At 64.2% G+C, this 23,864-nt stretch carries 19 protein-coding genes and 3 tRNA genes; 12 read left to right on the plus strand and 10 right to left on the minus strand.

Annotated features, from left to right (window positions below):
- Positions 1-81: 81 nt before the first annotated feature.
- Positions 82-154 (minus strand) — tRNA-Arg (locus NUW87_RS07175).
- 2 nt (positions 155-156) lie between these two features.
- A tRNA-Ser gene (locus NUW87_RS07180) sits at positions 157-247 on the minus strand.
- 85 nt (positions 248-332) lie between these two features.
- Here NUW87_RS07180 and NUW87_RS07185 point away from each other — a divergent pair.
- Positions 333-830: a hypothetical protein gene (locus NUW87_RS07185; protein WP_063938717.1), complete on the plus strand. Its 498-nt coding sequence runs from the start codon at positions 333-335 to the stop codon at positions 828-830.
- 63 nt (positions 831-893) lie between these two features.
- Here the strand turns inward: NUW87_RS07185 and NUW87_RS07190 are convergent, their stop codons facing one another.
- Complete coding sequence (locus NUW87_RS07190; protein WP_269027860.1) at positions 894-5,258, minus strand: SdrD B-like domain-containing protein; 4,365 nt, start codon at positions 5,256-5,258, stop codon at positions 894-896.
- Between the two features lie 250 nt (positions 5,259-5,508).
- Positions 5,509-5,596 (minus strand) — tRNA-Ser (locus NUW87_RS07195).
- 31 nt (positions 5,597-5,627) lie between these two features.
- On the opposite strand from NUW87_RS07195, the gene NUW87_RS07200 reads away from it, so the two are divergent.
- Positions 5,628-6,563 carry an NAD(P)H-quinone oxidoreductase gene (locus tag NUW87_RS07200; RefSeq protein ID WP_269027861.1) on the plus strand — a complete coding sequence of 312 codons (936 nt, stop codon included), beginning with the start codon at positions 5,628-5,630 and terminating at the stop codon, positions 6,561-6,563.
- On the opposite strand, the gene NUW87_RS07205 is transcribed toward NUW87_RS07200, so the two are convergent.
- Complete coding sequence (locus NUW87_RS07205) at positions 6,560-7,771, minus strand: aminotransferase class V-fold PLP-dependent enzyme (protein ID WP_269027862.1); 1,212 nt, start codon at positions 7,769-7,771, stop codon at positions 6,560-6,562. The genes NUW87_RS07200 and NUW87_RS07205 overlap by 4 nt on opposite strands.
- Before the next feature lie 81 nt (positions 7,772-7,852).
- Here NUW87_RS07205 and wzm point away from each other — a divergent pair, with 81 nt between their 5' ends.
- Complete coding sequence (gene wzm / locus NUW87_RS07210; protein WP_126858119.1) at positions 7,853-8,764, plus strand: galactan export ABC transporter permease subunit Wzm/RfbD; 912 nt, start codon at positions 7,853-7,855, stop codon at positions 8,762-8,764.
- Positions 8,765-8,781: 17 nt separating this feature from the next.
- Positions 8,782-9,570: a galactan export ABC transporter ATP-binding subunit Wzt/RfbE gene (gene wzt / locus NUW87_RS07215; RefSeq protein WP_269027863.1), complete on the plus strand. Its 789-nt coding sequence runs from the start codon at positions 8,782-8,784 to the stop codon at positions 9,568-9,570.
- Between the two features lie 102 nt (positions 9,571-9,672).
- Here wzt and NUW87_RS07220 read toward each other — a convergent pair whose 3' ends face one another.
- Positions 9,673-10,659: a putative endonuclease domain-containing protein gene (locus NUW87_RS07220; protein WP_269027864.1), complete on the minus strand. Its 987-nt coding sequence runs from the start codon at positions 10,657-10,659 to the stop codon at positions 9,673-9,675.
- 53 nt (positions 10,660-10,712) lie between these two features.
- Here NUW87_RS07220 and glfT1 point away from each other — a divergent pair, with 53 nt between their 5' ends.
- Complete coding sequence (gene glfT1, locus NUW87_RS07225; protein WP_269027865.1) at positions 10,713-11,615, plus strand: galactofuranosyltransferase GlfT1; 903 nt, start codon at positions 10,713-10,715, stop codon at positions 11,613-11,615.
- Here the strand turns inward: glfT1 and NUW87_RS07230 are convergent.
- Positions 11,602-12,030, minus strand: a complete 429-nt coding sequence (locus NUW87_RS07230) for a GtrA family protein (RefSeq protein ID WP_269027866.1) — start codon at positions 12,028-12,030, stop codon at positions 11,602-11,604. The genes glfT1 and NUW87_RS07230 overlap by 14 nt on opposite strands.
- An 11-nt stretch (positions 12,031-12,041) precedes the next feature.
- Positions 12,042-12,824, minus strand: a complete 783-nt coding sequence (locus tag NUW87_RS07235) for a hypothetical protein (protein ID WP_269027867.1) — start codon at positions 12,822-12,824, stop codon at positions 12,042-12,044.
- A 25-nt stretch (positions 12,825-12,849) separates the two neighbouring features.
- On the opposite strand from NUW87_RS07235, the gene NUW87_RS07240 reads away from it, so the two are divergent.
- From NUW87_RS07240 to dprE2, 3 genes are read left to right on the plus strand one after another with little or no spacing between them, the layout of a single operon-like run.
- The gene (locus NUW87_RS07240) at positions 12,850-13,086 is read left to right on the plus strand and encodes a hypothetical protein (RefSeq protein ID WP_034996843.1); all 237 of its coding nucleotides are present in this window, start codon (positions 12,850-12,852) and stop codon (positions 13,084-13,086) included.
- Between the two features lie 21 nt (positions 13,087-13,107).
- Complete coding sequence (gene dprE1 / locus NUW87_RS07245; protein WP_377734690.1) at positions 13,108-14,505, plus strand: decaprenylphosphoryl-beta-D-ribose oxidase; 1,398 nt, start codon at positions 13,108-13,110, stop codon at positions 14,503-14,505.
- Positions 14,506-14,517: 12 nt separating this feature from the next.
- Positions 14,518-15,282: a decaprenylphospho-beta-D-erythro-pentofuranosid-2-ulose 2-reductase gene (gene dprE2, locus NUW87_RS07250; RefSeq protein ID WP_269027868.1), complete on the plus strand. Its 765-nt coding sequence runs from the start codon at positions 14,518-14,520 to the stop codon at positions 15,280-15,282.
- Between the two features lie 82 nt (positions 15,283-15,364).
- Here the strand turns inward: dprE2 and NUW87_RS07255 are convergent, their stop codons facing one another.
- Positions 15,365-16,741, minus strand: a complete 1,377-nt coding sequence (locus NUW87_RS07255; RefSeq protein ID WP_269027869.1) for an FtsX-like permease family protein — start codon at positions 16,739-16,741, stop codon at positions 15,365-15,367.
- Positions 16,738-17,412, minus strand: coding sequence for an ABC transporter ATP-binding protein (locus NUW87_RS07260; RefSeq protein ID WP_269027870.1), 675 nt, complete (start codon positions 17,410-17,412; stop codon positions 16,738-16,740). Before NUW87_RS07260 ends, NUW87_RS07255 begins: the two co-directional genes overlap by 4 nt.
- An 83-nt stretch (positions 17,413-17,495) precedes the next feature.
- Here NUW87_RS07260 and NUW87_RS07265 point away from each other — a divergent pair, with 83 nt between their 5' ends.
- From NUW87_RS07265 to NUW87_RS07280, 4 genes are read left to right on the plus strand one after another with little or no spacing between them, the layout of a single operon-like run.
- Positions 17,496-18,173, plus strand: a complete 678-nt coding sequence (locus NUW87_RS07265; RefSeq protein WP_269027871.1) for a sensor histidine kinase — start codon at positions 17,496-17,498, stop codon at positions 18,171-18,173.
- Positions 18,170-18,814, plus strand: a complete 645-nt coding sequence (locus NUW87_RS07270) for a response regulator (protein WP_269027872.1) — start codon at positions 18,170-18,172, stop codon at positions 18,812-18,814. The genes NUW87_RS07265 and NUW87_RS07270 overlap by 4 nt, the downstream gene beginning before the upstream one ends.
- Before the next feature lie 20 nt (positions 18,815-18,834).
- Positions 18,835-20,664 (plus strand): arabinofuranosyltransferase, encoded by a 1,830-nt coding sequence (locus NUW87_RS07275; protein ID WP_269027873.1) that lies wholly within the window; start codon positions 18,835-18,837, stop codon positions 20,662-20,664.
- A gap of 10 nt (positions 20,665-20,674) precedes the next feature.
- Positions 20,675-23,863: an arabinosyltransferase domain-containing protein gene (locus NUW87_RS07280; RefSeq protein ID WP_269027874.1), complete on the plus strand. Its 3,189-nt coding sequence runs from the start codon at positions 20,675-20,677 to the stop codon at positions 23,861-23,863.
- The last annotated feature ends 1 nt before the right edge of the window (position 23,864 follow it).

Genomic DNA, 23,864 nt, shown 5'->3' on the forward strand with positions numbered 1-23,864 from the left:
CAGAACAAAAACAACTGGGATGCCGGTCCGTCCAGCATGTCGCGACTCATGCGTCAAGCATGACGCGACTCATGACACTTGTGCGCCCGGAGGGATTCGAACCCCCAACCTTCTGATCCGTAGTCAGATGCTCTATCCGTTGAGCTACGGGCGCGGTGGCGGAGATGACAGGATTTGAACCTGCGGCCCCCGTCAAGGGGGCAACTCCTTAGCAGGGAGCCCCATTCGGCCACTCTGGCACATCTCCAGACCTCGCTCCACATTACTCTGTCGGCCCCGCGCGTCCAAATACACCCCGAAACGCCCTGGGCGAAATCCGTATACTCGGCCGCATGAAAATCCACACTTGGCTCACCTCCGGCCTCGCCGCCCGCGACACTTCAGATGACCCGTCTGATTACTTAGTTTGGTTCCCGGCCAACCTGGATTCGCTCACTGCTGGCCCGTTGGTCGGCGAGAGCGCGTCCGTGCCGTTCTATTTCACCCCGAAGACCTCCGCGCTGGCTAAGACCGCGGACGGCATTGTCCTCCTCGGCGTCCCCCTCGGCGATCTCGAGGGCTCGTGGCGCGCGGACAATCTGGGCAGCTCCACCGAGTCCGTCTCGGAGGTCGCCGGCCTGCTCGGCGAGAACTTCGCGTACCGCAACGACGGTTCCGCGGTCGTCCAGCTGCGCGGCGAGTTCCCGATTGAGAAGGTGCAGGTCGTCGCCGGCCAGAATCGCCCGGATACGAAGCGAGCAAAGGATTTGCTTATCGACGTCCCTTCGGACTTCCCGGGCACCCGCCAATTCCACACCATGCCAGAGCTTTTCCCAGACGAGCTCGCCTAACCAGCAGCAATAGAAAAACCGGCCAGGTGAGACACCTGGCCGGTTTTCGCTATTACTTAGCGGTTATGCCGCGTCCTTGCTGGAGGACTGGCGGCCTTCCGCACCGGACTCCTCGGCGGAGGAACCACCGATGGAGGTGAAAGCCTCGCCCTTCTCGTTGGAGCACCAGTCGTAGAGCACGCCGCCCGCGGCGATCAGGCCGATGATGCCAGCGGCGACGGTGCCGAAGCGCTGGACGTTCGGGTCCTGGCCGAGCTCCGCGATACGACGGTTCGCCGCATCGATCTGGCCACGCAGCTCAGCGAACTGGTCGTTGTCGCGACCGCCACGGCCGCCATGGCCCCAGTCCGGGCTGTTGCGGCGCATGGCCTCCTGGAACTGCGCGTTGATCTGGTTGACCTGCTCGTTGATCGCGCCCATGTACGGACGGGCAATCTCACCACCGAATGCACCCAGCAGCGCCACCGGCACCAAGTACAGCAGCGGAGAGCGCACCGCGTTGGCCACGCAGCGGTCGAGCGTCTCGCTCGACGAGCCCTTCTCCGGCTTCTCGGTCGGCGGGGTCGGCTCACCCGGCTTCGGCTTCTGCACGCCAAGGTCGAGGTCCAGGTAGTCCTTGCCCTCTTCCACAGTGACCTTCTGGATCACGCGCTTCGGGTCGGTCGGCTTCCAGTCGCGCGGGCGGTACTCAATCTCGTAGTCGCCCGGCTCGACGTCGACCTTCCAGTTACCGTCCTCATCCGTGACAGTGCGGGTGACCTCGTTGCCATCCTTGTCACGGACGATCACGGTCACGTCAGGCGCACCCTCAGTCTCGTTGGGGTCTTGCTTACCGTCGCCGTTGTGGTCGATCCACACGCGGTTCCCGATCGCGCCCGGTTTGACCGGCTCACAATCGCAATCCGGATCAATCTTCTTCAGACCAAGGTCGTAGCTGTCGTTGTATTCGTTCGGCTTCACCGTCACCTTGGAAACCAGACCAGACTCATCCGAACCCGGAACCTTACCGGTGACCTCCCAGCCCTCAGGCTTCACAAAGCGGATGTCGTACTCAGCGTTCGGGTTCAGCCCCTCAATCTTCCAATCACCGTTTGCATCGGTCACCGCAGAACGCGTCGGCTCACCCTCACGGGACACCAACACAACAACGTTTTCAAGGCCCTTCTCGTTCTCACCCTGCTTACCGTCGCCGTCCTCGTCGTTCCAGACACGGTCACCAACAGAACCAGACGGCAAAATACCAAGGTCAATGTCGTTTCGGTCCTCGCCCGGCTCAACAGTGATGGTGCGCTCGACCTGCTCCTTGTCGCTCGGAGTGCGGCCACCTGGAACGTATTCCACGGTGTACTCGCCCGGTTCCACGTCAACCTTCCAGTTACCGTCCTCATCCGAGACGGTACGGGTGACCTCGTTGCCATCCTTATCGACGATCACCACTGGCACATTCGGAATACCGGTCTTCTCATCCGGATCCTCCTTACCGTCGCCGTTAGTGTCCTCCCAGACCTTGTCGCCGATGGTGCTGCGCTTCGGAGCCTCAGCGGTGGTCGTGGTTTGGATCGTCGTCGGGATCTCCTTCGTCACGGTGGTCGGAACCGCCGGCTTCCCTGGGGTCGGAACCTTCGTCGTCGCTGTGGTCGTCACAGTGGTCGGAACGATTTCCTTCTCCGGAGGGGTTGGCTCCTTCGGCTGCACACCCAAGTCGAAGTCCAGATAGTCCTTACCTTCATCGCCCTCATCCACGGTGGCCGTCTGGGTCACCTTCTCCGGATCGGTCGGCTTCCAGTCGCGCGGACGGTACTCAATCTCGTAGTCGCCGGGCGGAACGTCGACCTTCCACTTACCCTCCTCGTCAGTGACGGTGCGGGTGACCTCGTTGCCTTCTCCGTCGCGGACAATCACCGTGACGTCAGGCGCACCCTCAGTCTCGTCCGGATCCTGTTTGCCGTTGCCGTTGGTATCCACCCACACGAGATCACCGAGACGGTTCGGCTTCTTCGACTCACACTCGCGACACGTATCAATCTTCTTCAAACCAAGGTCGTAGGTGTTGTTGTACTCGTTCGGCTCCACCGTCACCGTGGAATCCAGACCGGACTCATCCGAACCCGGAACCTTACCGGTGACCTCCCAGCCCTCCGGCTTCACAAAGCGAATGTCGTACTCCACATTCGGGTTCAGACCCTCAATCTTCCAATCACCGTTTGCATCGGTCACCGCAGAACGCGTCGGCTCACCCTCACGGGACACCAACACCACGACATTTTCAAGACCCTTCTCATTCTCGCCCTGCTCACCGTCGCCGTCCTCGTCATTCCACACACGGTCACCGACGGAACCAGACGGCAGGATGCCAAGGTCAACGTCGTCACGCTTCTCACCCGGCTTGATAGTCACAGTGCGCTGAACCTGATTAGGCTGCGACGGAACATTCTCACCCGGGACATAATCGACCACGTAGTCACCCGGTTCAACGTCAACCTTCCAGTTGCCGTTCTCATCCGTGACAGTACGGGTGACCTCGTTGCCATCCTTGTCCTTGATCACAACAACAACGTTCGGAACACCCGTCTTCTCATCCGGGTCCTCCTCGCCGTCACCGTTCTCATCAACCCAGACACGGTCACCAATGGTGCCCGGCTCCTCCGGCTCGCAGTCGCACGTCACGTCGGTCTTCTTCAGACCCAGGTCGTAAGAATTATCGACCCCGCCCGACTCCACTGCGACCTTCGATACCAAGCCAGACTCGTCAGAGCCCGGAACCTTGCCGGTGACCTCCCAGCCCTCAGGCTTGATAAAGCGAACCTCGTACTCAGCATCCGGTGTGAGGTCTTTGACCGCCCAATTGCCGTTCTCATCGGTGTAAGTCGTGCGGGTCGGCTCACCCTCGCGGGAAACTTCAACGATGACGTTCGGGATGCCCTTCTCGTCCTCGCCCTGCTTGCCGTCGCCGTCCTCGTCGTTCCAAACACGGTCGCCGACAGAACCAGACGGCAGGATGCCCAGGTCAACGTCGTCACGCTTCTCACCCGGCTTGATGGTCACGGTGCGCTCAACCTGCTCCGTCTTCGACGGAACATTGTTGCCCGGTTCGTACACAACCGTGTACTCGCCCGGCTTCACATTGATGTTCCAGTTGCCGTCTTCATCAGTGACGGTTCGCGCAATTTCCCTACCGGAAGCGTCCTGCAGCGTAACCCTCACGCCGGGGACACCCTGGGTCTCGTCCTCGTCCTGGGCGCCATTCTTATTTGTGTCCACCCAGACCTTGTCGCCAACCGAACCGAGCTCGCAATCGCAAGGCTCCTCACCTTCCGGCAGTGCGAAGGTCGTGTAGGCGCTATCGGACTCTACGATGGCCGGAGCCGCTGACGTCAGCATCGCACGGTGGTGGAGCTTGTCACCTCCCCATTTGTCGTCTGAGCAAGGTTTGGATTTGTCGTAGACGTTTTGTTCAAACTCGAAGACAGTTCCGGTGGGTAGCCAGAATGTGCCCGTTGCCGTTTTTCCATCAAAGGGCCAATCAAACTTCTGGCCCCAAACGGTGCCAGTGTTCGTCTCCTCGAATTTCTTTTTGTAGTCTTTGTGCAAAACTTCGGAGTTGACATCCCCCTGGGTCATGCCCGATTCTGCACCGCTGATCGGCGACCGGTTAGGCAGCGTGAACGTAACGCGCGGGGCACCCCTGAGCTCCAGGTTTCCGTTCAAGGAGCCAAGATACATTTCCGCCATCCACTGGCCGTAGCCTCCGCCTTGGAGGATGTGCTTACCGTAAACGATGCCTGCACACGTGTCCGTATTTTCTGGGTCCGAGTCGATCCACTGTTCTTCAACGTCCCAGAAGACCTGAGGGTTAATCTCCGACTCTACGTAGCTTGCGGCCGTTACCTGCGTTCCAGCGGGCACTTCCCCGTTCAGCTGCGCTTTAACGTCCGCTTTGAAGCTGTCTTCTGCCGCGTCGATTTCAAAATCAATCTTGTAGCCGTCGCCGCCGCCGATCTCGTTGCCGTCAGCGTCGGAAATGAGGCCGGGCTCTACTGCGACTTTTTCAATGTTCTTGAACGGCCGTGTTGTACCACTGGCCCACTTGAAGTCCTCCGGCGTCGGCTCCTGAAGAGTCGTGTTAGGAGTGGCAGCCCAGACCCACACCGTCATCGTGTTGATGTTGGACGCGCCGCGCTGTTCGTACACTGAGCCGTCTGGGCCCGGGAGCGGCTTCGGCGCCTTTGTAGATCCTTCAATTGTGTATGTGTAGCTGCCGTCCGGCTGCAGAGTTTCCGGATCGAAAGCCCAAAAGCGTGCCGTGGTTTCCTGGACCGGACCCTGATCAATCCCGAAACCGCCAGGAATATCCTGCTGCTCCCAAGCACTTGCCACCGGAGCCCCCGGCACCGCCGCACCGCCGATGCCCAGCGCCACCGTGCTCACTACCGCGGCGACGCTACGCCACCATCGTTTTTTCCTCTGCTTCTCGTTCATCCCTAGCCTCCACATCAGCGAGCATTTCAATGTTCCCCGCTCTAGTTACACCAATTGGTGTACAACTCAGAGTCGGACGCGCTAAAGAGATTACAGCATACACGATGGTCCTCCTAGGCAACCCCAATAAATTCACCGGGATTTAAGGAAGGGAGGGAAACCGGAAGGCGTCGTTAAGCAAAGGCCCCCGAAAAGTAGTTGGCGGAGACGGCGGGATTTGAACCCGCGGAGGGATAAACCTCGCCGGTTTTCAAGACCGGTGCATTCGGCCACTCTGCCACGTCTCCAACTCAGAGCAGTCTAACGTAGCCTGGCCGCATGAAAGCAATTAGAGAACAGCTCATGCTTTACGACGCCCAAAGGCCCACCCCGCAAGACGGCGAAGTCCTAGTCAAGGTGGTTGCCGCCGGCGTGAACCGCGGCGATTTGATGCAAGCCGCCGGGAAGTACCCGCCGCCGAAGGGCGAGTCCGAGATTATGGGGCTGGAATGCGCGGGAATCATCACAGACCCGGGCACGACTGGCCGCAAGGAAGGTGAGGAGGTCGGCTGCCTGCTCGCCGGCGGCGGCTACGCCGAGTATGTCGCAGTGCCGGAGGGTCAGCTCACACCCATCCCAAAGGGCCTGACGGTTGAGGAGACCGCCGGCGTGGTCGAGGTGGCGTGCACGGTGTGGTCCAATCTGGGCATGATCGCTGGCATCTCCAAAGGCGACCGCGTGCTCATCCACGGCGGCGCCGGCGGCATCGGCTCCTTTGCCGTCCAGATGTGCAAGGCGCTCGGCTGCGAGGTGGCCGTCACTGTCGGCAGCCAAGAAAAGCTCGAGTATTGCCGCGAGCTCGGTGCGGACATCCTGATCAACTACAAGGAACAGGACTTCGCCGAGGAGCTGCCCGGCTGGGCGGACGCGATCCTGGACGTGGTTGGCGGGCCGTACCTGGAGCAGAACATCAAGACGCTGAACACGGACGGGCACCTCATCGTCATCGCGGTGCAGGGCGGGCCGAAAGGCACGCTGTCGCTGGGGCGGATGATGCCGCGTCGCCTCTCCGTCACCGCCACGACCCTGCGCGCACGGCCGCGCCCGATGAAGGCGGCAATTGTCGCCTCCACGGTGGAAAATGTGTGGCCGCTGATCGAGTCCGGCAAGATCGCCCCGAACATCTCCGCGCGCTTCCCGCTCGAAGACGCCAAGAAAGCCCACAAGCACCTGGATTCCGGCGACAACACCGGGAAGATCCTGCTGGTGGTTTAAGCCAGGGACGCCACCGTCCGCACCAGTTGCTCAATGTCGTTCTGGGTGTTAAACGGCGACATGGCGATGGTCACGGCGCCGCCCATGTCGGCCACGCCCATGTCGTCGAGAAGCGGTGTGGCGCACGTCTTCGTGGCCACGATGCCGTTGGCAAGCAGCCGCTGCAGCACGGTTTCGGACGGCACGCCGGTCACGCCGAACGCCAAGCGCGGGATGCGCTCCACGCGAGCGTCCGCGGCCGCCTCGCCGCTGACGCCAACGATGTGCACGGCGGGCAGGGTGCCCAAGAACGTGTGCAGGTCATCCCGCAGGCCGTTGAGATAAGCGGTGGTCGCGTCCAGGGAGTACTTCAAGCGGTTGCGGCGGGTCGCACGGCCAGAGAAACCCTCCACCAGCGAGGCGTAGTGGTCCACCACCGCCGGCACCGCGCCCGCCAAGCCCTGGGAGACCTCCAGGTCCAGCGCGTCCATGTCAAGGCGCTTGAACATGGCGGTGTCGCGGAAGATCAGCGCGGCGATGTCCGGCCCGCCCAGCTGAGCGATGTCCACTGCGGCCACGTCCGCACCCCATGCCTCGAGGTCAACGGGCCGGTAAGGGGCGTACGCGGTGGCGTCCACAAGCACCCACGCCCTCGACCTTTCGCGCACCGCCTCCACAATGTCGGCGACGCGCACCACATTGCCCAGCTCCGCGTGCGCCGCCGGCACAGATACCAGGCGGGTGGAGCCGTCCGCGATCTCGCTGTACTGCCACGCCGGCAGATCGCCGGTGGCCAGGTCCGCCTGCGCGCACACCTCATCCAGCCCGGCGCGCCGCAGACGCTTGGTCAAATGCGGCCGGTCCAGCGGGTTGAGCACGATAGAGGAATTGCGGCGCAGCATCGGCTTCATCGCGTTGACCAGCGCCGAGTACAGCGCAGACACGCTCGGTCCCAGCACCACCTGGTCCGTCGCCACACCGGTCAGGTCCGCGATGGCCACCCGCGCCATCTCCGGGTACTGCACGCCCTCCGGCTGGCCCAACGCCTCCTTCGAGTGCGATCCCAGCACCGGCTCCGGCGGCGGCACCAGCGCCGCGCCGCGGAAGCTTCGCGAGACCGCCGTCGCCACCTTCTCCGGCACCTGCGGCTGTGTGTGGGCGTTCAGGTACGTCCAGCCGCTACCGAGCGATGTGTAGAGTCCACGCACTCCCCACACGTCATACGCCACGGCCGACCTCCCTTCAGGCAAGAATGCCCCAATTATGCACGCCTGTCCGACACGGCGCACACCGCCAGCTCGGGTGCGCAAATGCAGTGCACTAGGGTGATCTGCGTGCACAACGAAGATCAGCTGCGCCAAGACGTCGCCCGCATGACCAGCCCTCCGGGCGAAGACACGCCGCCGTCGAAGTCCAAGACCTTCCGGCGCGCGTTCGACGACCTCATCCGCGGCTGGGGCCAGCACGAGCTCTGGCTGCAACTGGGATGGCAGGACATCAAGCAGCGGTATAAGAGGTCCACCCTCGGTCCACTCTGGATCACCATCGCCACCGGCGTGATGTCGCTGGCGCTGGGCCTTTTGTACTCCATGCTGTTCCAGATCGACATCGCGGAGTTCCTCCCCCACGTCACCGTCGGCTTCATCGTCTGGGGCTTCCTCTCCGGCTGCATCAAGGACGGCGCGAACGTCTTCATCGAAAACGAGGGGCTGATCAAACAGCTCCCGTCCGCGCTGTCGGTGCACGTCTACCGCCTGGTGTGGCGCCAACTGCTGTTTTTGGCGCACAACATGGTGATCTGGCTGCTGCTGGTGTTGATCTTCCGCATCCCGCTGACCCTGCACACGCTGCTGTTCATCCCCGGGCTGGCGCTGCTTGTGGTCAACGGCGTGTGGGTGGCCATGTTCTTCGGCATGGTGGCCACCCGCTTCCGCGACGTCGCCCCGCTTCTCGAGGCCCTGGTGCAGCTCCTCTTCTACGTCACCCCGATCGTCTGGACCACCCGCACCCTCAAAGACCAAGGCGGCGAGGTCGCGCAGCGCGCCATGCTCGCCGAGGTCAACCCCCTCTACCACTACCTCGAGATCGTGAGGGCCCCGCTTATCGACGAACCGTTGGCCGCCTACCACTGGGGCATCGTCCTCGCCTGCACCGTTGCCGGCATCCTGATCACCCTGCTGGCCATGAAGCGCTGGCGCTTCCGCGTGCCGTACTGGGTTTAGGAGGTTAGGAGTTTCACATGGTTTCCATCGACACCTACAACGCCTGCGTCGACTTCCCCATCTTCGACGCCAAATCCCGCTCCCTGAAGAAGGCCGTGATGTCCTCCGCGGGCGGCAAGATCGGCCAGAACGCCTCCAACACCGTGGTCGTGGAGGCGCTGCGCGACATCAACCTTCATTTGAGGGAAGGCGACCGCGTCGGCCTGGTCGGCCACAACGGCGCCGGCAAGTCCACCCTGCTGCGCCTGCTGTCCGGTATCTACGAGCCCACCCGCGGCGTCGCCGACGTGCGCGGCCGCGTCGCACCCGTCTTCGACCTGGGCGTGGGCATGGACCCGGAGATCTCCGGCTACGAAAACATCATCATCCGCGGGTTATTCCTGGGCCAGACGCGCAAGCAAATGAAGGCGAAGATGGACGAAATCGCCGAGTTTTCCGAGCTCGGCAACTACCTCAACATGCCGCTTCGCACCTACTCCACCGGCATGCGAGTCCGCCTGGCGCTGGGCGTGGTCACCTCCATCGAGCCGGAGATTTTGCTGTTGGACGAGGGCATCGGCGCCGTCGACGCCGCCTTCATGGCCAAAGCCCGCGTCCGGCTCGCCGAGATGGTGAAAAAGTCCGGCATCCTGGTCTTCGCCTCCCACTCCAACGACTTTTTGGCCCAGCTGTGCAACACCGCCCTGTGGGTGGACAAGGGCGAGATCCGCGAAGCCGGCCTGGTCGCCGACGTCGTGGGCGCCTACGAGGGCCCCGAGACCGGCGAGTACGTCGCGGAGCTTGTCGAGCGCTTCCACGGGGAATAGCCCCCTGCAGAAAAATTCACACGCCGATGAATCCGTCTACATCGGCGTGCGGAACAGTTCACTTTCCCCAGGCCGAAAAATGCGCGATGCGGAAAAGTTCACTCAGACGGGCTGACCGCGTGAACTTTTCTGCATGATGTCCTCGATGAGCCCGAGACACTCAAACATGGTCTCTGAGGCGCACCGCGCAGGCGTCCACCCTGCCGCGGTCATCTTGATGGTGATGGAAGAGTCCTTCTTACGCTGTTTCCATTCCAGGTGGTGGGCGCCGTCGTACATGATGGCGATCTTCAACTCCGGGATAGCCAAATCGAAAACCGTGACGATCCTCCCGTTAACAATAAATGGCACCTGCTCTTCCACGGTGTATCCGTAGCGAGCGGCCAATTCCTTGACCAACAGACGCATCTCGGATTCTTTCGGCGAATCGGCGCGGCTGCTGCTGCAGGCCAGCAGCCGTTTCAGCCACCGCGCATCCACTCTCCCCCGCGCACCGTCGTGGATGTCCCGCAATGAAATGCCGAGGAACCGACGAGCGCAGTCGATGAGCTGGAGAGCCATAAGCTCCTGCGGCGACCACCCAGCGACCCCCACAACGTCCCAACCGTGTTCGCCCTTTTTCACCTGTTGCAGCGCTTGGACCAATGCGTCGACCGGCGACGCAGCCCGGAAAGACACCCCTCGGTGAACCAGAACCCAAGCGCTGAACGAGGCACGAGAAGGCCGCCGCACCGTCGGCGAGAACTCCCCGCCCACCTGGTTTTTCGCGGTGGCGGAGAACAACACAGTATCCGCCCCTTCCACTAGAAACGGCATCCCGTACACCGCCAACGCCGAAAACCCGCCGAGCACGGACCCGGGCCGCTCAACCGCGTGCGCGACCGCTCGGGCGGCGGCCGGTCCCCAATAGTGCACCCGGCGCGGGTGGTGGCGAGAGGAAAGCTCCACCAACCACGCCTCCCGGCAGTGGTGCTCAGCCAGATACCGTCGCCCGCTTACCCGCCTGTAGTTGGTCCCGGCCACACGCTGGCTCTCGTGCGTGAGTACCGGCTCGAAGTCGACATTCATCCCGTCATACAAATTCGCCATGCCTACTTAGACGTGAAGAATGCGCGTTTGGATCCCTCGGGCACAATAAAGGCATGACTGCGTTGAATCCGAACGGCACGACCGCCGCCGTGATTGTCACCCACCGCCGCGTTGACCTGCTGAAACATTCGCTGGAGCAGGTGGTTAACCAGACGCACCCGGTGGATTGGGTGATTGTGGTGGACAACGGGGCGCAAGACGAGGTGCGGGAGCTTCTCGACGACCTCGCGGCCGACCGCGCCGTCTACCTGCCGTCCAAAACCAACCTGGGTGGCGCAGGCGGGTTCGCCTACGGCTTCCTCCACGCACTTGCCCTCGGCGCGGACGCGATCTGGTGCGCGGACGACGACGGCCGCCCGAAAGACCACACCGTCCTCGAAGAGCTCTACCGAACCGCCGAGAAGCACCAGCTGGCGGAGGTTTCCCCGGTGGTGGCCAACATCGACGACCCCGAAAAGCTGGCGTTCCCCCTAAGGCAGGGCACCACCTGGCACCGCCGCGTGGACCAATTAAAGGGCGACTTTTTACCCCAGTACGCCAGCCTGTTCAACGGCGCGTTGATTTCGGCGGAGGCGATGGAGCGCATCGGCGTGCCGGATTACCGCCTGTTCATCCGGGGCGACGAGGTGGAGTACCACCGCCGCCTGGCACAATCCGGCCTCCCCTACGGCACGGCACTGACCACGTTCTACCTGCACCCGGACGGCTCGGGCGAGTTCCACCCGATCATGGGCGGCCGCGCGCACGCGCAGTTCCCCGACAACCCCACCAAGCGGTATTTCACGTACCGGAACCGTGGCTACATCATCAACCAGCGCGGCATGAAGAAGATGCAGCTGCAGGAGGTTATCCGCTTCGGCTGGTTCTTCCTGCTGGAGAAGAAGGACCCGAAGGGCTTCTGGCAATGGCTGCAGCTGCTGCGCCGCGGGGCTAAAGAGGACTTTAGGCGGCCATAGTCTTCTTGGACTCGCGGAAGATCAGGTGCCGCTGCAGCTCAAAGTTGGTCACGGTGGCCACGCCCTGGGCGATAACAAAGGACACGACGTCCTTCCACGGGTTGACCAGGCCCAGCGAGGTCAGCGGCGAGTCCGTCACGCGCCACAGCACCATCTGCACGGCAAAGGTCACCGCGTAGAGCACGAACACCGCACCGGCTTTCTTCGCGTTGATCTTCGCTTTGAAGGAGAACCTGGAGTTGAGCACGTAGGCGGCGAGGGTGCCGAAGATCCAGCCCACGGCCTTGGAGAAGTCGCGCTGCACCCCCATGAACTCGTTGAGGCTGTAGGTGATGCCGAAGTCGATGAATGCGCAGCCCACACCGACCAAGAGGAAAGGCACGAGCTGCCGTTTCAGGGTAGAACTTGAAGCCACGGGCGAATACCCTACCCGCGCATGAGCTGACGGTAGACATCCAGCATCTCCGCCGGAGTACTTTCCCCGCCGATTGCATCCAGCTCAGCGAGCGAATCCGCGCACAGCGCCCGAATCTCCCCGATGCCCAAATCCCCGTGCCCCAGCGAGGCGAAGATGCTTTCGGCGATGTGCGCGGTCTCCCCTCCGGCGCAGCAGGTCAGCGCGAACACCAGGGACCAGAAGGCGTCTCTTTCCAACCGCCCGGCCTCCACCGGCAGCGCCGCAATCCGCTTCCCCGTCCCCACATCCAGCGCCTGCATCAACGGGGTGAAGTCGTGCCCGCGGGCACGCGCCATGAACTCGCGCACCTCGGCGCGCAGCCCCGGCACCTCGACTTCTCCCATCAAACGGGCGTTGACTGCCCGGATGTCGAAAGGCGCCGCGCCGAACGATCCGGAGCCCGCCACGCACACGGACGGCGGCGTGGACTCGTCGCGCGGGTACACGTTGGCCAACTGCATTTCAAAAGACCACAAGCCGTGGGAGAAGTGGGTGGATTCGCCGGGGGACTTTAGGACGTCGCAAAGCAAACGCCCCTGTGGCGCATCCGCACCCACATCCTCGACGCCGAAGACCTCCCCCACGATCTCGCAGCAATCCGCGACGGTCGCGTCCTCGTCGATGCCCACCCACCGGTACACAACCTCATCGGAGACCAGGCCGACGCGCACAAGCAGCGTCGCACCAGCCCGACGCTCGGTGAGGCGGATCACCGGCGCGAGGTGGTCTGAGCGGTAGAGGGTGCTGGACATGGCGCCCAATATAGGCTTTCTTTCCATGAGGAAGCATTACAAAGGCGACGACCCGCACGCGATCCACGAGGCAGCACAGCGTATCGACGCTCCGTTGTCCGACTTCATGGCCCGCCTCATGGCGGAGGAACTGCCCTTCGTGGACTCCAAAGGCCGCACCCGCATCTACGAGATCCTGCGCGAGCACAAGGCCGCCGGCAAACCTGTGATTTCCAGCCAAGAAGAGCTCCCCGCGGAGATTCGTAGCATCATGGATCTGTGATTCCGGCGTAGGGTGATGGGCATGGAACTGACAACCCAATCCCTCTACGGCTGGGGCCGTACCGCCCCCTCTACCGCACAGGTGTTGTCCACCGCCGACGTTGACACGATCGCCCAGGCGGTCAAGCAGGTGGCCGACGAAAACTCCGAGCTTCCAGAGCATAAGCGCCGCGGCGTCATCGCCCGCGGCATGGGCCGCTCCTACGGCGACCCCGCCCAAAACGGCGGCGGCCTCGTTGTGGACATGACGCCGCTGAACCGCATCCACTCCATCGACCCGGACACCGGCATCGTCGACGTGGACGGCGGCGTGACCCTGGACCAGCTGATGAAGGCCGCGCTGCCCTACGGCCTGTGGGTCCCGGTGCTGCCCGGAACCCGCCAGGTCACCATCGGCGGCGCCATCGGCCCGGACATCCACGGCAAGAACCACCACTCCGCAGGCTCTTTCGGCGACCACGTGCTCTCCATGGAGCTGTTGGTCGCGGACGGGCGCGTGCTGCACCTCGAGCCGACGGGCGAAACTGCCGAGCTGTTCTGGGCCACCGTCGGCGGCATGGGCCTGACCGGCATCATCCTGCGCGCCCGCATCCAGATGACGTTCACGGAAACCGCCTACTTCATCGCGGACACCGACCGCACCGACACCCTGGATGAGACGATCGCGCTGCATTCCGACGGCTCCGAGGTGAACTACACCTACTCCTCGGCCTGGTTCGACGCCATCTCCGCGCCGCCGAAGACCGGCCGCTCCACCATCTCCCGCGGCTCCTTGGCCACCCTGGACCAGCTCAAGGAGCTCGCCCCGAAGCTGGCGAAGGACCCGCTGAAGTTCAACGCCCCGCAGCTGATGACGGTGCCGGACATCTTCCCGTCCTGGACCATGAACAAGCTGTCGCTGATGGCCATCGGCGAGGCGTACTACTTCATGGGCAAGCCCGCCCGTAACCAGGTGCAAAACCTCACGCAGTTCTACCAGCCGCTGGATCTGATCGGCGAGTGGAACCGCGGCTACGGCAAGGCCGGCTTCCTGCAGTACCAGTTCGTCGTGCCCACCGACGCCGTGGAGCCGTTCAAGGACATCATCTACGACATCCAGGCTTCCGGCCACTACACCGCCCTGAACGTGTTCAAGCTGTTCGGCGAGGGCAACCAGGCGCCGCTGTCCTACCCGATGAAGGGCTGGAACGTGTGCGTGGACTTTCCCATCCGCCCGGGTCTCAACGAATTCCTCGACCGCCTGGACGACCAGGTCATGCAGTTCGGCGGCCGCCTCTACCTGGCTAAGGAGTCCCGCACCTCCGCCGAGAAGTTCCACGCCATGTACCCGGGGCTGCCCGGCTGGCTGAAGACCCGCCGCGAAATCGACCCGACCGGCGTGTTCGCGTCCGACATGTCCCGCCGACTCGAGCTGAACTAAGGAGAACCGACCATGTTGAATGCAGTAGGCCAAGCCCAGCACATCCTGCTCCTCGGCGGCACCAGCGAGATCGGCCTCGCCATCGTCGCCGAGCTCGCCTCCCGCGGCGGCAACCCCACCGTCACCCTGTGTGCGCGCAAGGACTCCCCGCGTATCGACGGCGCGATCTCGGCCGTCCAACAAGCCGGCGCGGGCCACGTGCGCCTCGTGGACTTTGACGCGCTCGATTTCGCCTCCCACCCGGCCGTTATCGACGCGGCGTTTGAGGACGGCGAGGTCGACGTTGCCGTGGTCGCCTTTGGCACCCTCGGCGACCAGGAGCAGCTCTGGCAGGACCAGGCGGCGGCAGTCGCGTCCGCGCAGACCAACTTCACCGCCCCGATGTCCGTCGGCGTCCTGCTGGGCCAGCACATGAAGCGCCAGGGCAACGGCAAGATCATCGCCCTGTCCTCCGTGGCGGGCCAGCGCGTGCGCCGCTCCAACTTCGTCTACGGCGCCTCCAAGGCCGGCATCGACGGGTTCTACTTGCAGCTCGGCGAGGCCCTGAAGGACGACGGCGTGACCGTCACCGTGGTCCGCCCGGGTCAGGTGCGCACCAAGATGACCGACGGCCTCGACGAGGCCCCGCTCACCGTGAACAAGGAAGATGTCGCCGAGGCCGCCGTCGAGGCCGCCTTGGCCGGAAAGCCCTCCGTGTTCGTGCACAAGCTCTTCGGCCCCATCTCCCTGGTGCTGAAGGCCATCCCGGCGCCGATCATGAGCAAGCTGGACTTCTAGTTCTGCGCGCATAATTCAGCCGCGATCCGCCCCCGCTGACGCATCGCGGCTGACTTTTTCTGCCTGAAAGTGTCAGGACCACCTAGTCCTTCGCCCGGCCCATCCCGCGCAGCACCTGCTCGCGCAACCGGCCGGTCCCCAGCACCGCCAGGACGCAACCGATCAGCGCCACCACGACGAGTACCCCGAACAGCGCCAACTTGTCCAGCACATTGACGTGGGCCAAGACCATGGCGGTGCCCATCAGGCTGCCCATCCCGAACCCGAGCAGCGCCACCACCAGCATTGGCATACCGACCTCGCGCACGGCCACCTTGGTGTGGAAGGTTGCGGGCGCACCGATGAAGTAGAACGACTTGGTCAGTTGTTTTTGCTCCACCACACTCAGCGCTTGGGTGAGCAGCGTGGACGACACCATCAGCACCGTCGCGAAGACCACGGTGATAGCCACACCGGAGGGGATATCAGCCGCGATCATCTTCAGGGCAGGGGCTTCGTCAAATTCAGGTACCGCTGAGAACCAGCCGCCAATACCGCCGATAAATGCCACGAAATAGAGCGCGGTCACGCGTTTCCATGTGGTCTTCGCACCCCGGCCCACCCGGCGCGTGGCCACGTAGTTGGCGGCCCCGGGCACCCGGTAGCTCAGCCGCGCGAGCAGCTGGATCACACCGACCGCGATCAGTGCGTTGACGGTGAGGATGCTGCCAGCCACGAACAGCATCACCACGAATTCCAACGCGTCTGCCTCCGGCGCGATGGTCAGCGAACTCAGGTAGCGGTACAGCACCACCGCGCCAACCACGGACAGCACCAGCGTGATCACGCTTTGGCCCTTCGGCGGGATTTTTTTGGTCACGCCGAGTGGGGTAACTGCGACTCGTCGCAACGCGAGCCACACGGAGCACGCGGCCAGGATCAACACCACGATCCACGCGGCGGGGATGACCCACCAGGTGAGCATCTCCCATGCGCCGACTCGCTTTTCCTGGAACGTCAGCAACGACCATGCCGGGCACGTGACCACGTACAGCACCGACCCCAACACCAATCCGACAAGCGCTTGGCGTAGCGATTCCAAGATCATCATCCCGCGCACCTCGCCGGCCGTCGCACCGATGAGTCGAAGCACGGCTAGGTGTTCCTCGCGCCCGCCGAGATTCGCCCTGGCGGCCTGGGTGAGCAGCCCCAACAGGCTCGGCACGAGCAGCACGCTGGCGAACAAGGCGAGGAACACGTACGCCAGTGAGATCGGATCGACCTCCACGAGCGCCTCGTGCGGGTGCATGTTGCGCCCCACGAACATCCAGGTGCCGCCCATAAGGGTGCACAGCATCCAGGTCGCCACCGTCACCGCAACCAGCGACAGCGCACGCACCCAGCGCTCGCCGATCTGCCGCTGCGAGCGCCCTTCGCTTGTCTGCGACACCGCCGACCGCATCAACGTCACCGCACTCATAGCGCCACCTCCGAGTGGATCAGGCCGTCGCGGATCTCGACGCGGCGGCTGCACCAGTCGGCGATCTTCGGGTCGTGCGTGACCACCACGAGTGTCACTCCAAACTTCTGGCACACGGCCACGATTTGCTGCATAACTTCGTGGCCGGTGGCCTGGTCCAGCGCCGCCGTCGGCTCGTCGGCGAACACCACAGACGGCGGCCCGGCCAAGGCACGCGCGATGGCTACGCGCTGCCCCTGGCCGCCGGAGAGCTGCCCCGGGTACCGGTCCACATAGGCACCCAGGCCCAGGCGCGTGAGCATGTCAATGGCTTCGTCGTGTGCTTGCGGCCGCGGCACCCCGCGCATGATCTGCGGCAGGGCGACGTTTTCGGTGGCGGTCAGCTCCGGCAGCAACTGGCCGTCTTGGAAGATGAAGCCGAAGTGCTCCAGGCGCAGACGCGAGCGTTCGGCGTCGCTCATTGCGGCAACATCCTGGCCGTCGAAAAGCACCTCGCCCTGATCGGGTACGAGCACGCCGGACATGCAGTGCAGCAGCGTCGACTTGCCGGAGCCCGACGGCCCCATGATGGCCACGGATTCGCCGTCGCCCACCGTCAGGCTGATGCCTTCGAGGACCCGCTGCTGGGTGAATGACTTTGTGATGTCTCTGAGTTCAAGCATGGTTTCCATTTCACAGGTGGTCGTGGCTAAGCACTATGGCCCTGGCTCCCGAATATGGGTAGTGCTAGCGCTACCCCGCTACGCTTTCGGACATGCGGCGAAGAATAAACCACGAGCAGCGGGCAGCGACAAAAATTCACCAGCTCACCGCCTCTCGGAGAAAGATTGCGGAGGCGTACGAGGTAGAGCGCCTACGCATCGAGCGCGACCTGCACGACGGCGCGCAGCAGCACTTCGTGGCCGCGGCGATGAAGCTGGGCGAGGCCAGGCTCGATATCGATTCGCCGCTTCTCGACGACGCCGCGCGCGACCTCCACAACGGCCTCGACGCACTCAGAAGAACCGTGCGCGGCATCCACCCTCGCGAGCTATCGGACCACGGGCTCATCGCCGCGATCGAGACGGCCGCCGCGCAGTACGGCCCGCACGTCACGGTCCGCGCGCCGCACGCGCTGCCGCGTATCGACGACTCCGTCACCGCCGCCGCCTATTTCTTCGCCGCCGAAGCACTCACCAACGCCGCGAAGCATGCACCACAGCAACCGGTCAGCGTGCTGGTGACCTGCGACCACACCTTGAACATCTCGGTCACCGACCAGGGCGGCGGCAACGCGCGCATCACCCCCGGCGGCGGGCTCGACGGGATGCAGGAGCGCGCCGCGGCGTTCGGCGGCGAGCTGGAACTTCACTCGCCTGACGGCGGGCCAACCACCGTCACCGCGCGTATTCCTTTGCTGTTGTTCCGGGGAGAAAGTGGGATTATGCCGTGAGGATTGCCATCGCGGACGACTCCGCACTGCTGCGGGAAGGTGTTGCCGGCCTGCTCACCCGGCGCGGCCACGAGGTTGTGGCGCAGGTGGGCAGCGCGGATCAGGTGCAGGGGGTCGTCGATACGCATGCGCCCGACCTGGTGATCACGGACGTGCGGATGCCGCCGAACATGCGTGACGATGGCCTCCAAGCTGCGCTGGCGCTACGCAAGCAGGGCCCGGTCAACGTGCTGGTGCTCTCGCAGTACGTCGCGCCCGCCTACGCGCGGGAACTGTTCTCCGGCGGCGACGGCGGCACCGGCTACCTACTCAAGGACCGTGTCGCCGAGGTGAAAGACTTCATCCAGGCGTGCGAAACCGTGGCGTCCGGCGGTGTGGTTATCGACCCAGACGTCGCCAGCGCACTCATGGCCGCGAGCTCGCGTTGGCTGACCACGCTCACCCCGCGCGAGATGGAGGTACTCGAGCACATGGCGGAGGGCCTGTCCAACGCGCAGATCGCCGGAAAGCTTTACCTCTCTGGCGCAGCGGTGGCGAAACACGTTTCCAGTATCTTCTCCAAGCTGGGTCTCACCCCGGACGAGGACAACCGTCGAGTACGGGCAATCCTGATGTACCTGGCAGAACGTGGAGTTGGGTAGCGTATGCGAAACTGTTACGCATGACTACCGCTTACCACCCTGACGAGCTGTCGGTCGGGCAAACCGCTGCCCGGACTGTCGCGGCCGGGCTCGCTGGCGGCGTGATTGCCCTGGCCGCCTGGTTCGTGCTGCACAAGATCTCGCTGCCGGCGTTTAATACGTCGATGGTGACCAGATCGCTGGCCACCGCCGCCTCCTTCGTGTGCATCGGCATCGGCGTCGTTTTGGCCGTGCTGTGGACCAAAGGCAAGAAACCCTGGGTCTCCTCCGCCGTGATGTCGCTGGTGCCGGCGGGGCTGGTGGTGTCCTCCATCGGTATCCCGCTGGGCGCGACCCGGTTGTACCTGGACGGCATCCAGGTGGACCAGGGTTTCCGCACCCAGTTCCTGTCGCGCATGACGGAAAACTTGGGTCATGCGGACATGGCGTACAAGGACCTGCCCACCTTCTACCCCATGGGCTGGTTCTGGCTGGGAGGGCGCACCGCCAACGTGCTGGGCATGGAGGGCTGGGAGGTGTACCAGCCGTTCGCGATCGCGACGCTGGCGGCGGCCGCGGCGATGCTCACGCCGGTGTGGCGCAAGCTCACCGGCTCGCTGCCCACCGCCCTCGCCATCGCCACCGTGACCACGGCTGTCGTGCTCACGGAGGTGCCGGAGGAGCCGTACGCGGCGGTGGTGGCCATGTTCGTGCCGGCCGCGGCCGTGTTGTCGTACCGGGCGGTCAACGGCTCGTGGGCGTCCACCATTGCGCTGGCCGTCTACCTGGGTATTTCCGCCAGCTTCTACACGCTGTTCACCGCGATTGCGGCGCTGACCATGGTGGTGCTGGCCGTCATCCACACTTTTACCAAGCACTCGGTCAAGCCGCTGGTGCACCTGCTGGTCACGGGCCTGGGCTCGCTGGCCATCGCCGCGATCTCCTGGGGCCCGTACGTCTGGCGCGTGCTCACCGGCGACGAGCAGCTGGAGTCCACCGCGAACCACTTCCTGCCCATTGAGGGCACGTACTTCCCGCTGCCGTTTTTGTCGTTCTCGCTGATCGGGCTTCTGTCCATGATCGGGTTGATCTACCTGATTTACAGGATCAAGGAGCCTGAGTTGGCGGCCCTTGGGGCGTCGATAGGCGTGTGCTACTTGTGGGCGCTCGCGTCGATGGCGGTCACTCTGCTGGGCACCTCCCTGCTGGGCTTCCGCCTTGAGGTGCTGATTGTGGCGCTGTTTGCCACCCTCGGCGTCATCGCCATCGCCGAGTTCGGACTGAACAAGTACACCACCGCCGTCGCCGCGGTCCTGGCGGTGGGCGCGCTGCAGATGGTGCAGAACATCCCGGTGGAAAACGAGGACTACATCGACCAGGCCTACGCCGACACCGACGGCAACGGCGAGCGCGCGGACCGTTTCCCGCCGGACGCGGGCCGCTACTACCAGGAGATGGCGGACTTCATCGAGGCCCACGGCCACATGAAGAACGACGCGGTGATCTACACCGACGAGATCAACTTCATGGCGTTCCATCCCTTCTACGCGTTTAACGCTTACACCAGCCACTACGCCAACCCAGTGGGCGAGTTCGAGCACCGCAACGACGAGCTGAAGCAGTGGGCGGAGATCTCCTACGCCGACCCGGAGAAGTTCACTGAGGCGGTAGACAACTCGAAGTGGGAGCCGCCGGTGGCGTTCGTGTTCCGCGACAACGGCAAAGACGGTCTGAAGACGCACATCGCGCACGACATCTACCCGAGCCAGCCGAACGTGCGCTACGAGGGCCTGTTCTTCAACCCAGACGCATTTGAGCAGGACTGGGACGTCGAGCAGTTCGGCCCGTTTGCTGTGGCGGTAAGGAAGTAAGGTGTCCGCTGTGAAAAGAGTCCAGACCACCGCGACAGTCGCGGGTTTGATCGCGTTTGTCCTGCTGTTGCTCGTGCCGTTCCTGCCGGTCAAGCAGACGGAATCCTCGGTGTCGTGGCCGCAGAACGGCTCGGTGGCGTCCGTCAACGCCCCGCTGATTTCGCTGGCGCCGCAACAGCTCGATGTCACCGTTCCACTGAAAGCTATCGACGAGCTCCGCGACGGCCAGTCGCTGCTTCTGGGCACCCTGCCCGAGGGCTCCCCGAAGGCCAGCGACCGCGGCTTCTTTGTCACCTCGCCCGACGGCGGCCTGGTGGTCAGCTCCCTCAATGAGGTGCTGCTGCAGCTGACCCCGGCGCAGGTGAACAAGCTGCCGGACGATGCACAGCTCAAGGCCACCCTCACCCACGACTCCACCACCGTGGAGGTCCCGGGAACCGAATACTCCGAGGATGAGGATTACCGCCCGCAGCTCACCGGCATCTACACCGAGCTCGAAGATGAGCAGCAGCTTATCGACGCAGGCCTGTCCGCCAACGTGGACATCAACTCCCGCTTCACCTCCCAGCCGACGCTGGTGAAGACGCTGGCGATGGTGCTCGGCCTGATCAGCGCCCTGATCTCCCTGGCCGCGCTACGGAAGATGGACCGCCCCGCGCCGCGTTTGCGCCGCCAGGGGCTCAAGCCTCTCGACGGCCTCGTGGCCGCCGTCCTCGGCTTCTGGCACGTCTTCGGCGCCAACACCTCCGACGACGGCTACCTGCTCACCATGGCCCGCGTGGCCGCCAACACGGACTACATGGCCAACTACTACCGCTGGTACGGCGTGCCGGAGGCCCCGTTTGGCTCCCCGTTCTACGATCTGCTCGCGCTGCTGTCGCAGGTGAGCACGGCGTCGATGTGGATGCGCCTGCCGGCGCTGCTGGCGGGCCTGGGCACGTGGTGGCTGCTCTCCCGCGAGATCCTGCCGAAGCTCGGCCCCGCTATCGCGCAAAGAAGGGTCGCCCACTGGACGGCGGCGCTGGTGTTCCTGGCGTTCTGGCTGCCGTACAACAACGGCACCCGCCCGGAGCCGATCATCGCATTCGGCCTGATGGCCACGTGGGCGCTGTTCGAGCGCGCCATGGAAACCGACCGCCTGGTCCCCGCCGCGTGGGGCACCGTCGTGGCGGCGCTGACTCTGGCATGCGGCCCGACCGGTTTGGCCGCAGTCGGCGTGTTCCTGATTTCTTTGCCCTGGGTGTTGGGGACCATTGGGCGTCGAAAGGCAACGCTCGCTTCCGTCGCGCCGTTTTTGGGCGCGGGCATGGCTGTCATGGCGCCGGTGTTCAAGGACCAGACGCTGGCCACCGTGTTGGAGGCGACCGCGGTGCGCTCCGAGGTGGGCCCCGCAATGAGCTGGTTTGAGGAGTGGAGCCGCTACTCCGTGCTGTTCGAGCAGACGGTGGACGGCTCGCTCGCGCGCCGCTTCCCCATGTTTGTGCTCTTGATGTGCATCGGCCTGACCCTGTGGTGGCTCGCCCGCGGCGGCGAAAGGACCAAGACCGCACAGCGGATGATGCTGATCATCGGCTTTTCCACCTTCTTCCTCATGTTCACGCCGACGAAGTGGACGCACCACTTCGGCATCTACGCCGGTCTTGGCGCCGCGATCGCGGCCTACGGCTCGGTGGTGCTCTCGCGGATCGCATTGCAGTCCAAGCGCAACCGCTCCTTTGCCACGGCCGCGGTGCTGTTCCTGCTGGCCCTGACGCTGGCGGGCTGGAACGGCTGGTGGTACGTGTCCTCCTACGCGGTGCCGTGGTGGGACCGCACCCCGCAGCTGAAGGCCGTGGAGTTCAACACCATTGTGTTGGCCATCGCGCTTGTGGTGTTCGTGGTGGGCGTGGTGCAGTCCATGCGCCCGCCGAAGCCTGTGGATGCCTCCCGCTGGGCCGGTGTGATGTCCGCTCCCATCGCCGTTGCGGCGGCGCTGATTGTGGCGCTGTCCTGCCTGACGTTTGTGAAGTCCTTCGTCTCCCAGGCGCCGGACTACTCCGTGGGCATGGGCAACGTGCGCACCTTCGCGGGCGAGCACTGCGCCCAGGGCGCGGATGTGCTGTTGGAGGAGGACACCAACGACGCATTCCTTTCGCCTATCGACGGCGTCCCGCTCGGCCGCTCCTTAGATTCCGGCGACAACTACGGGTTCCACCCCGACGGAGTTCCTGCCTTCATCGCGTCTGAAAACGCCGACACCTCTGATTCGAGCAACCAGCAGGTGCAGGACGACGACACCGCCGACGTGGACCCGGGCTCCGACGAGGCGCAGTCCACCTCGCGCGTGAACACGCAGGGCAACCGCCCGCGTTCCATGCGCGGTGTGAACGGCTCGACGGTGCGCCTACCGTTCGGCCTGGACTACACCCGCGTGCCGGTGCTGGGCACCTTCGAGGACGAGCCGACGCAGTCTGCCGAGCTGGAGACCTCCTGGTTCGACCTGCCGTCCGCCTCCGAGGAGCGCCCGCTGCTGGTGGCGTCCGTGGCCGGCCGCATCGAGCACCACGACATCAACGGCATCGAGCAAGAGGGCAGCGAGGTGGAGCTGCAGTACGGCCGGAAAACAGATGGCGGCGTGCAGAAACTCGGCGCGGTGGAGATGCTGGACCAGGGCCCGACCCCGCAGTGGCGCAACCTGCGCTACCCAATCGCAGACTTGCCCGAGGACGCCAACGTGGTGCGCCTGGTAGCCAAGGACTCCTCCCTGGCGGAGAAGGACTGGGTGGCGGTGACCCCGCTGCGCAACCCGAAGCTGGTGGAGCTGAACACCATGTTCGACTCGGAGACCCCGGGCCTGCTGGACTGGACCGTGGCGTTCCAATACCCCTGCCAGCGCCCCTTCTACCACCACGCGGGCGTAGACGAGATCCCGGAGTACCGCATCATGCCGGACGCCCCGGGCAAGGCAAAGCTGTCCGGCTTCATGGACTTCCTCGGCGGCGGCTCGCTCGCCCCGGTGGAGGCCGTGAACACCTCCTACGAGGTACCGGGCTACCTCAAGGGCGACTGGCAGCGCGACTGGGGCTCTGTGGCCAAGTACACACGCCGCACCAACTCCGCCGGCGACGTGCCTGCGCTGGCGCAGGTGGACATTGCTGAAACCACCCGGTGGGGCCTGTACACTCCTGGTCCGATGAAGGTGCGCGACCCGGAGGAATAAC

The organism is Corynebacterium pilbarense (assembly GCF_026930265.1).
Lineage (GTDB): Bacteria > Actinomycetota > Actinomycetes > Mycobacteriales > Mycobacteriaceae > Corynebacterium > Corynebacterium pilbarense.

What these genes read in the sequence shown, in the direction of transcription:
- NUW87_RS07185 (WP_063938717.1), top strand. Translation starts at nt 333, where the DNA reads ATGAAAATCCACACTTGGCTCACCTCCGGCCTCGCCGCCCGCGACACT.
- NUW87_RS07200 (WP_269027861.1), top strand. Translation starts at nt 5,628, where the DNA reads ATGAAAGCAATTAGAGAACAGCTCATGCTTTACGACGCCCAAAGGCCC.
- wzm (WP_126858119.1), top strand. Translation starts at nt 7,853, where the DNA reads ATGCAGTGCACTAGGGTGATCTGCGTGCACAACGAAGATCAGCTGCGC.
- wzt (WP_269027863.1), top strand. Translation starts at nt 8,782, where the DNA reads ATGGTTTCCATCGACACCTACAACGCCTGCGTCGACTTCCCCATCTTC.
- NUW87_RS07220 (WP_269027864.1), bottom strand. Translation starts at nt 10,659, where the DNA reads ATGGCGAATTTGTATGACGGGATGAATGTCGACTTCGAGCCGGTACTC.
- glfT1 (WP_269027865.1), top strand. Translation starts at nt 10,713, where the DNA reads ATGACTGCGTTGAATCCGAACGGCACGACCGCCGCCGTGATTGTCACC.
- NUW87_RS07235 (WP_269027867.1), bottom strand. Translation starts at nt 12,824, where the DNA reads ATGTCCAGCACCCTCTACCGCTCAGACCACCTCGCGCCGGTGATCCGC.
- NUW87_RS07240 (WP_034996843.1), top strand. Translation starts at nt 12,850, where the DNA reads ATGAGGAAGCATTACAAAGGCGACGACCCGCACGCGATCCACGAGGCA.
- dprE1 (WP_377734690.1), top strand. Translation starts at nt 13,108, where the DNA reads ATGGAACTGACAACCCAATCCCTCTACGGCTGGGGCCGTACCGCCCCC.
- dprE2 (WP_269027868.1), top strand. Translation starts at nt 14,518, where the DNA reads ATGTTGAATGCAGTAGGCCAAGCCCAGCACATCCTGCTCCTCGGCGGC.
- NUW87_RS07255 (WP_269027869.1), bottom strand. Translation starts at nt 16,741, where the DNA reads ATGAGTGCGGTGACGTTGATGCGGTCGGCGGTGTCGCAGACAAGCGAA.
- NUW87_RS07260 (WP_269027870.1), bottom strand. Translation starts at nt 17,412, where the DNA reads ATGGAAACCATGCTTGAACTCAGAGACATCACAAAGTCATTCACCCAG.
- NUW87_RS07265 (WP_269027871.1), top strand. Translation starts at nt 17,496, where the DNA reads ATGCGGCGAAGAATAAACCACGAGCAGCGGGCAGCGACAAAAATTCAC.
- NUW87_RS07275 (WP_269027873.1), top strand. Translation starts at nt 18,835, where the DNA reads ATGACTACCGCTTACCACCCTGACGAGCTGTCGGTCGGGCAAACCGCT.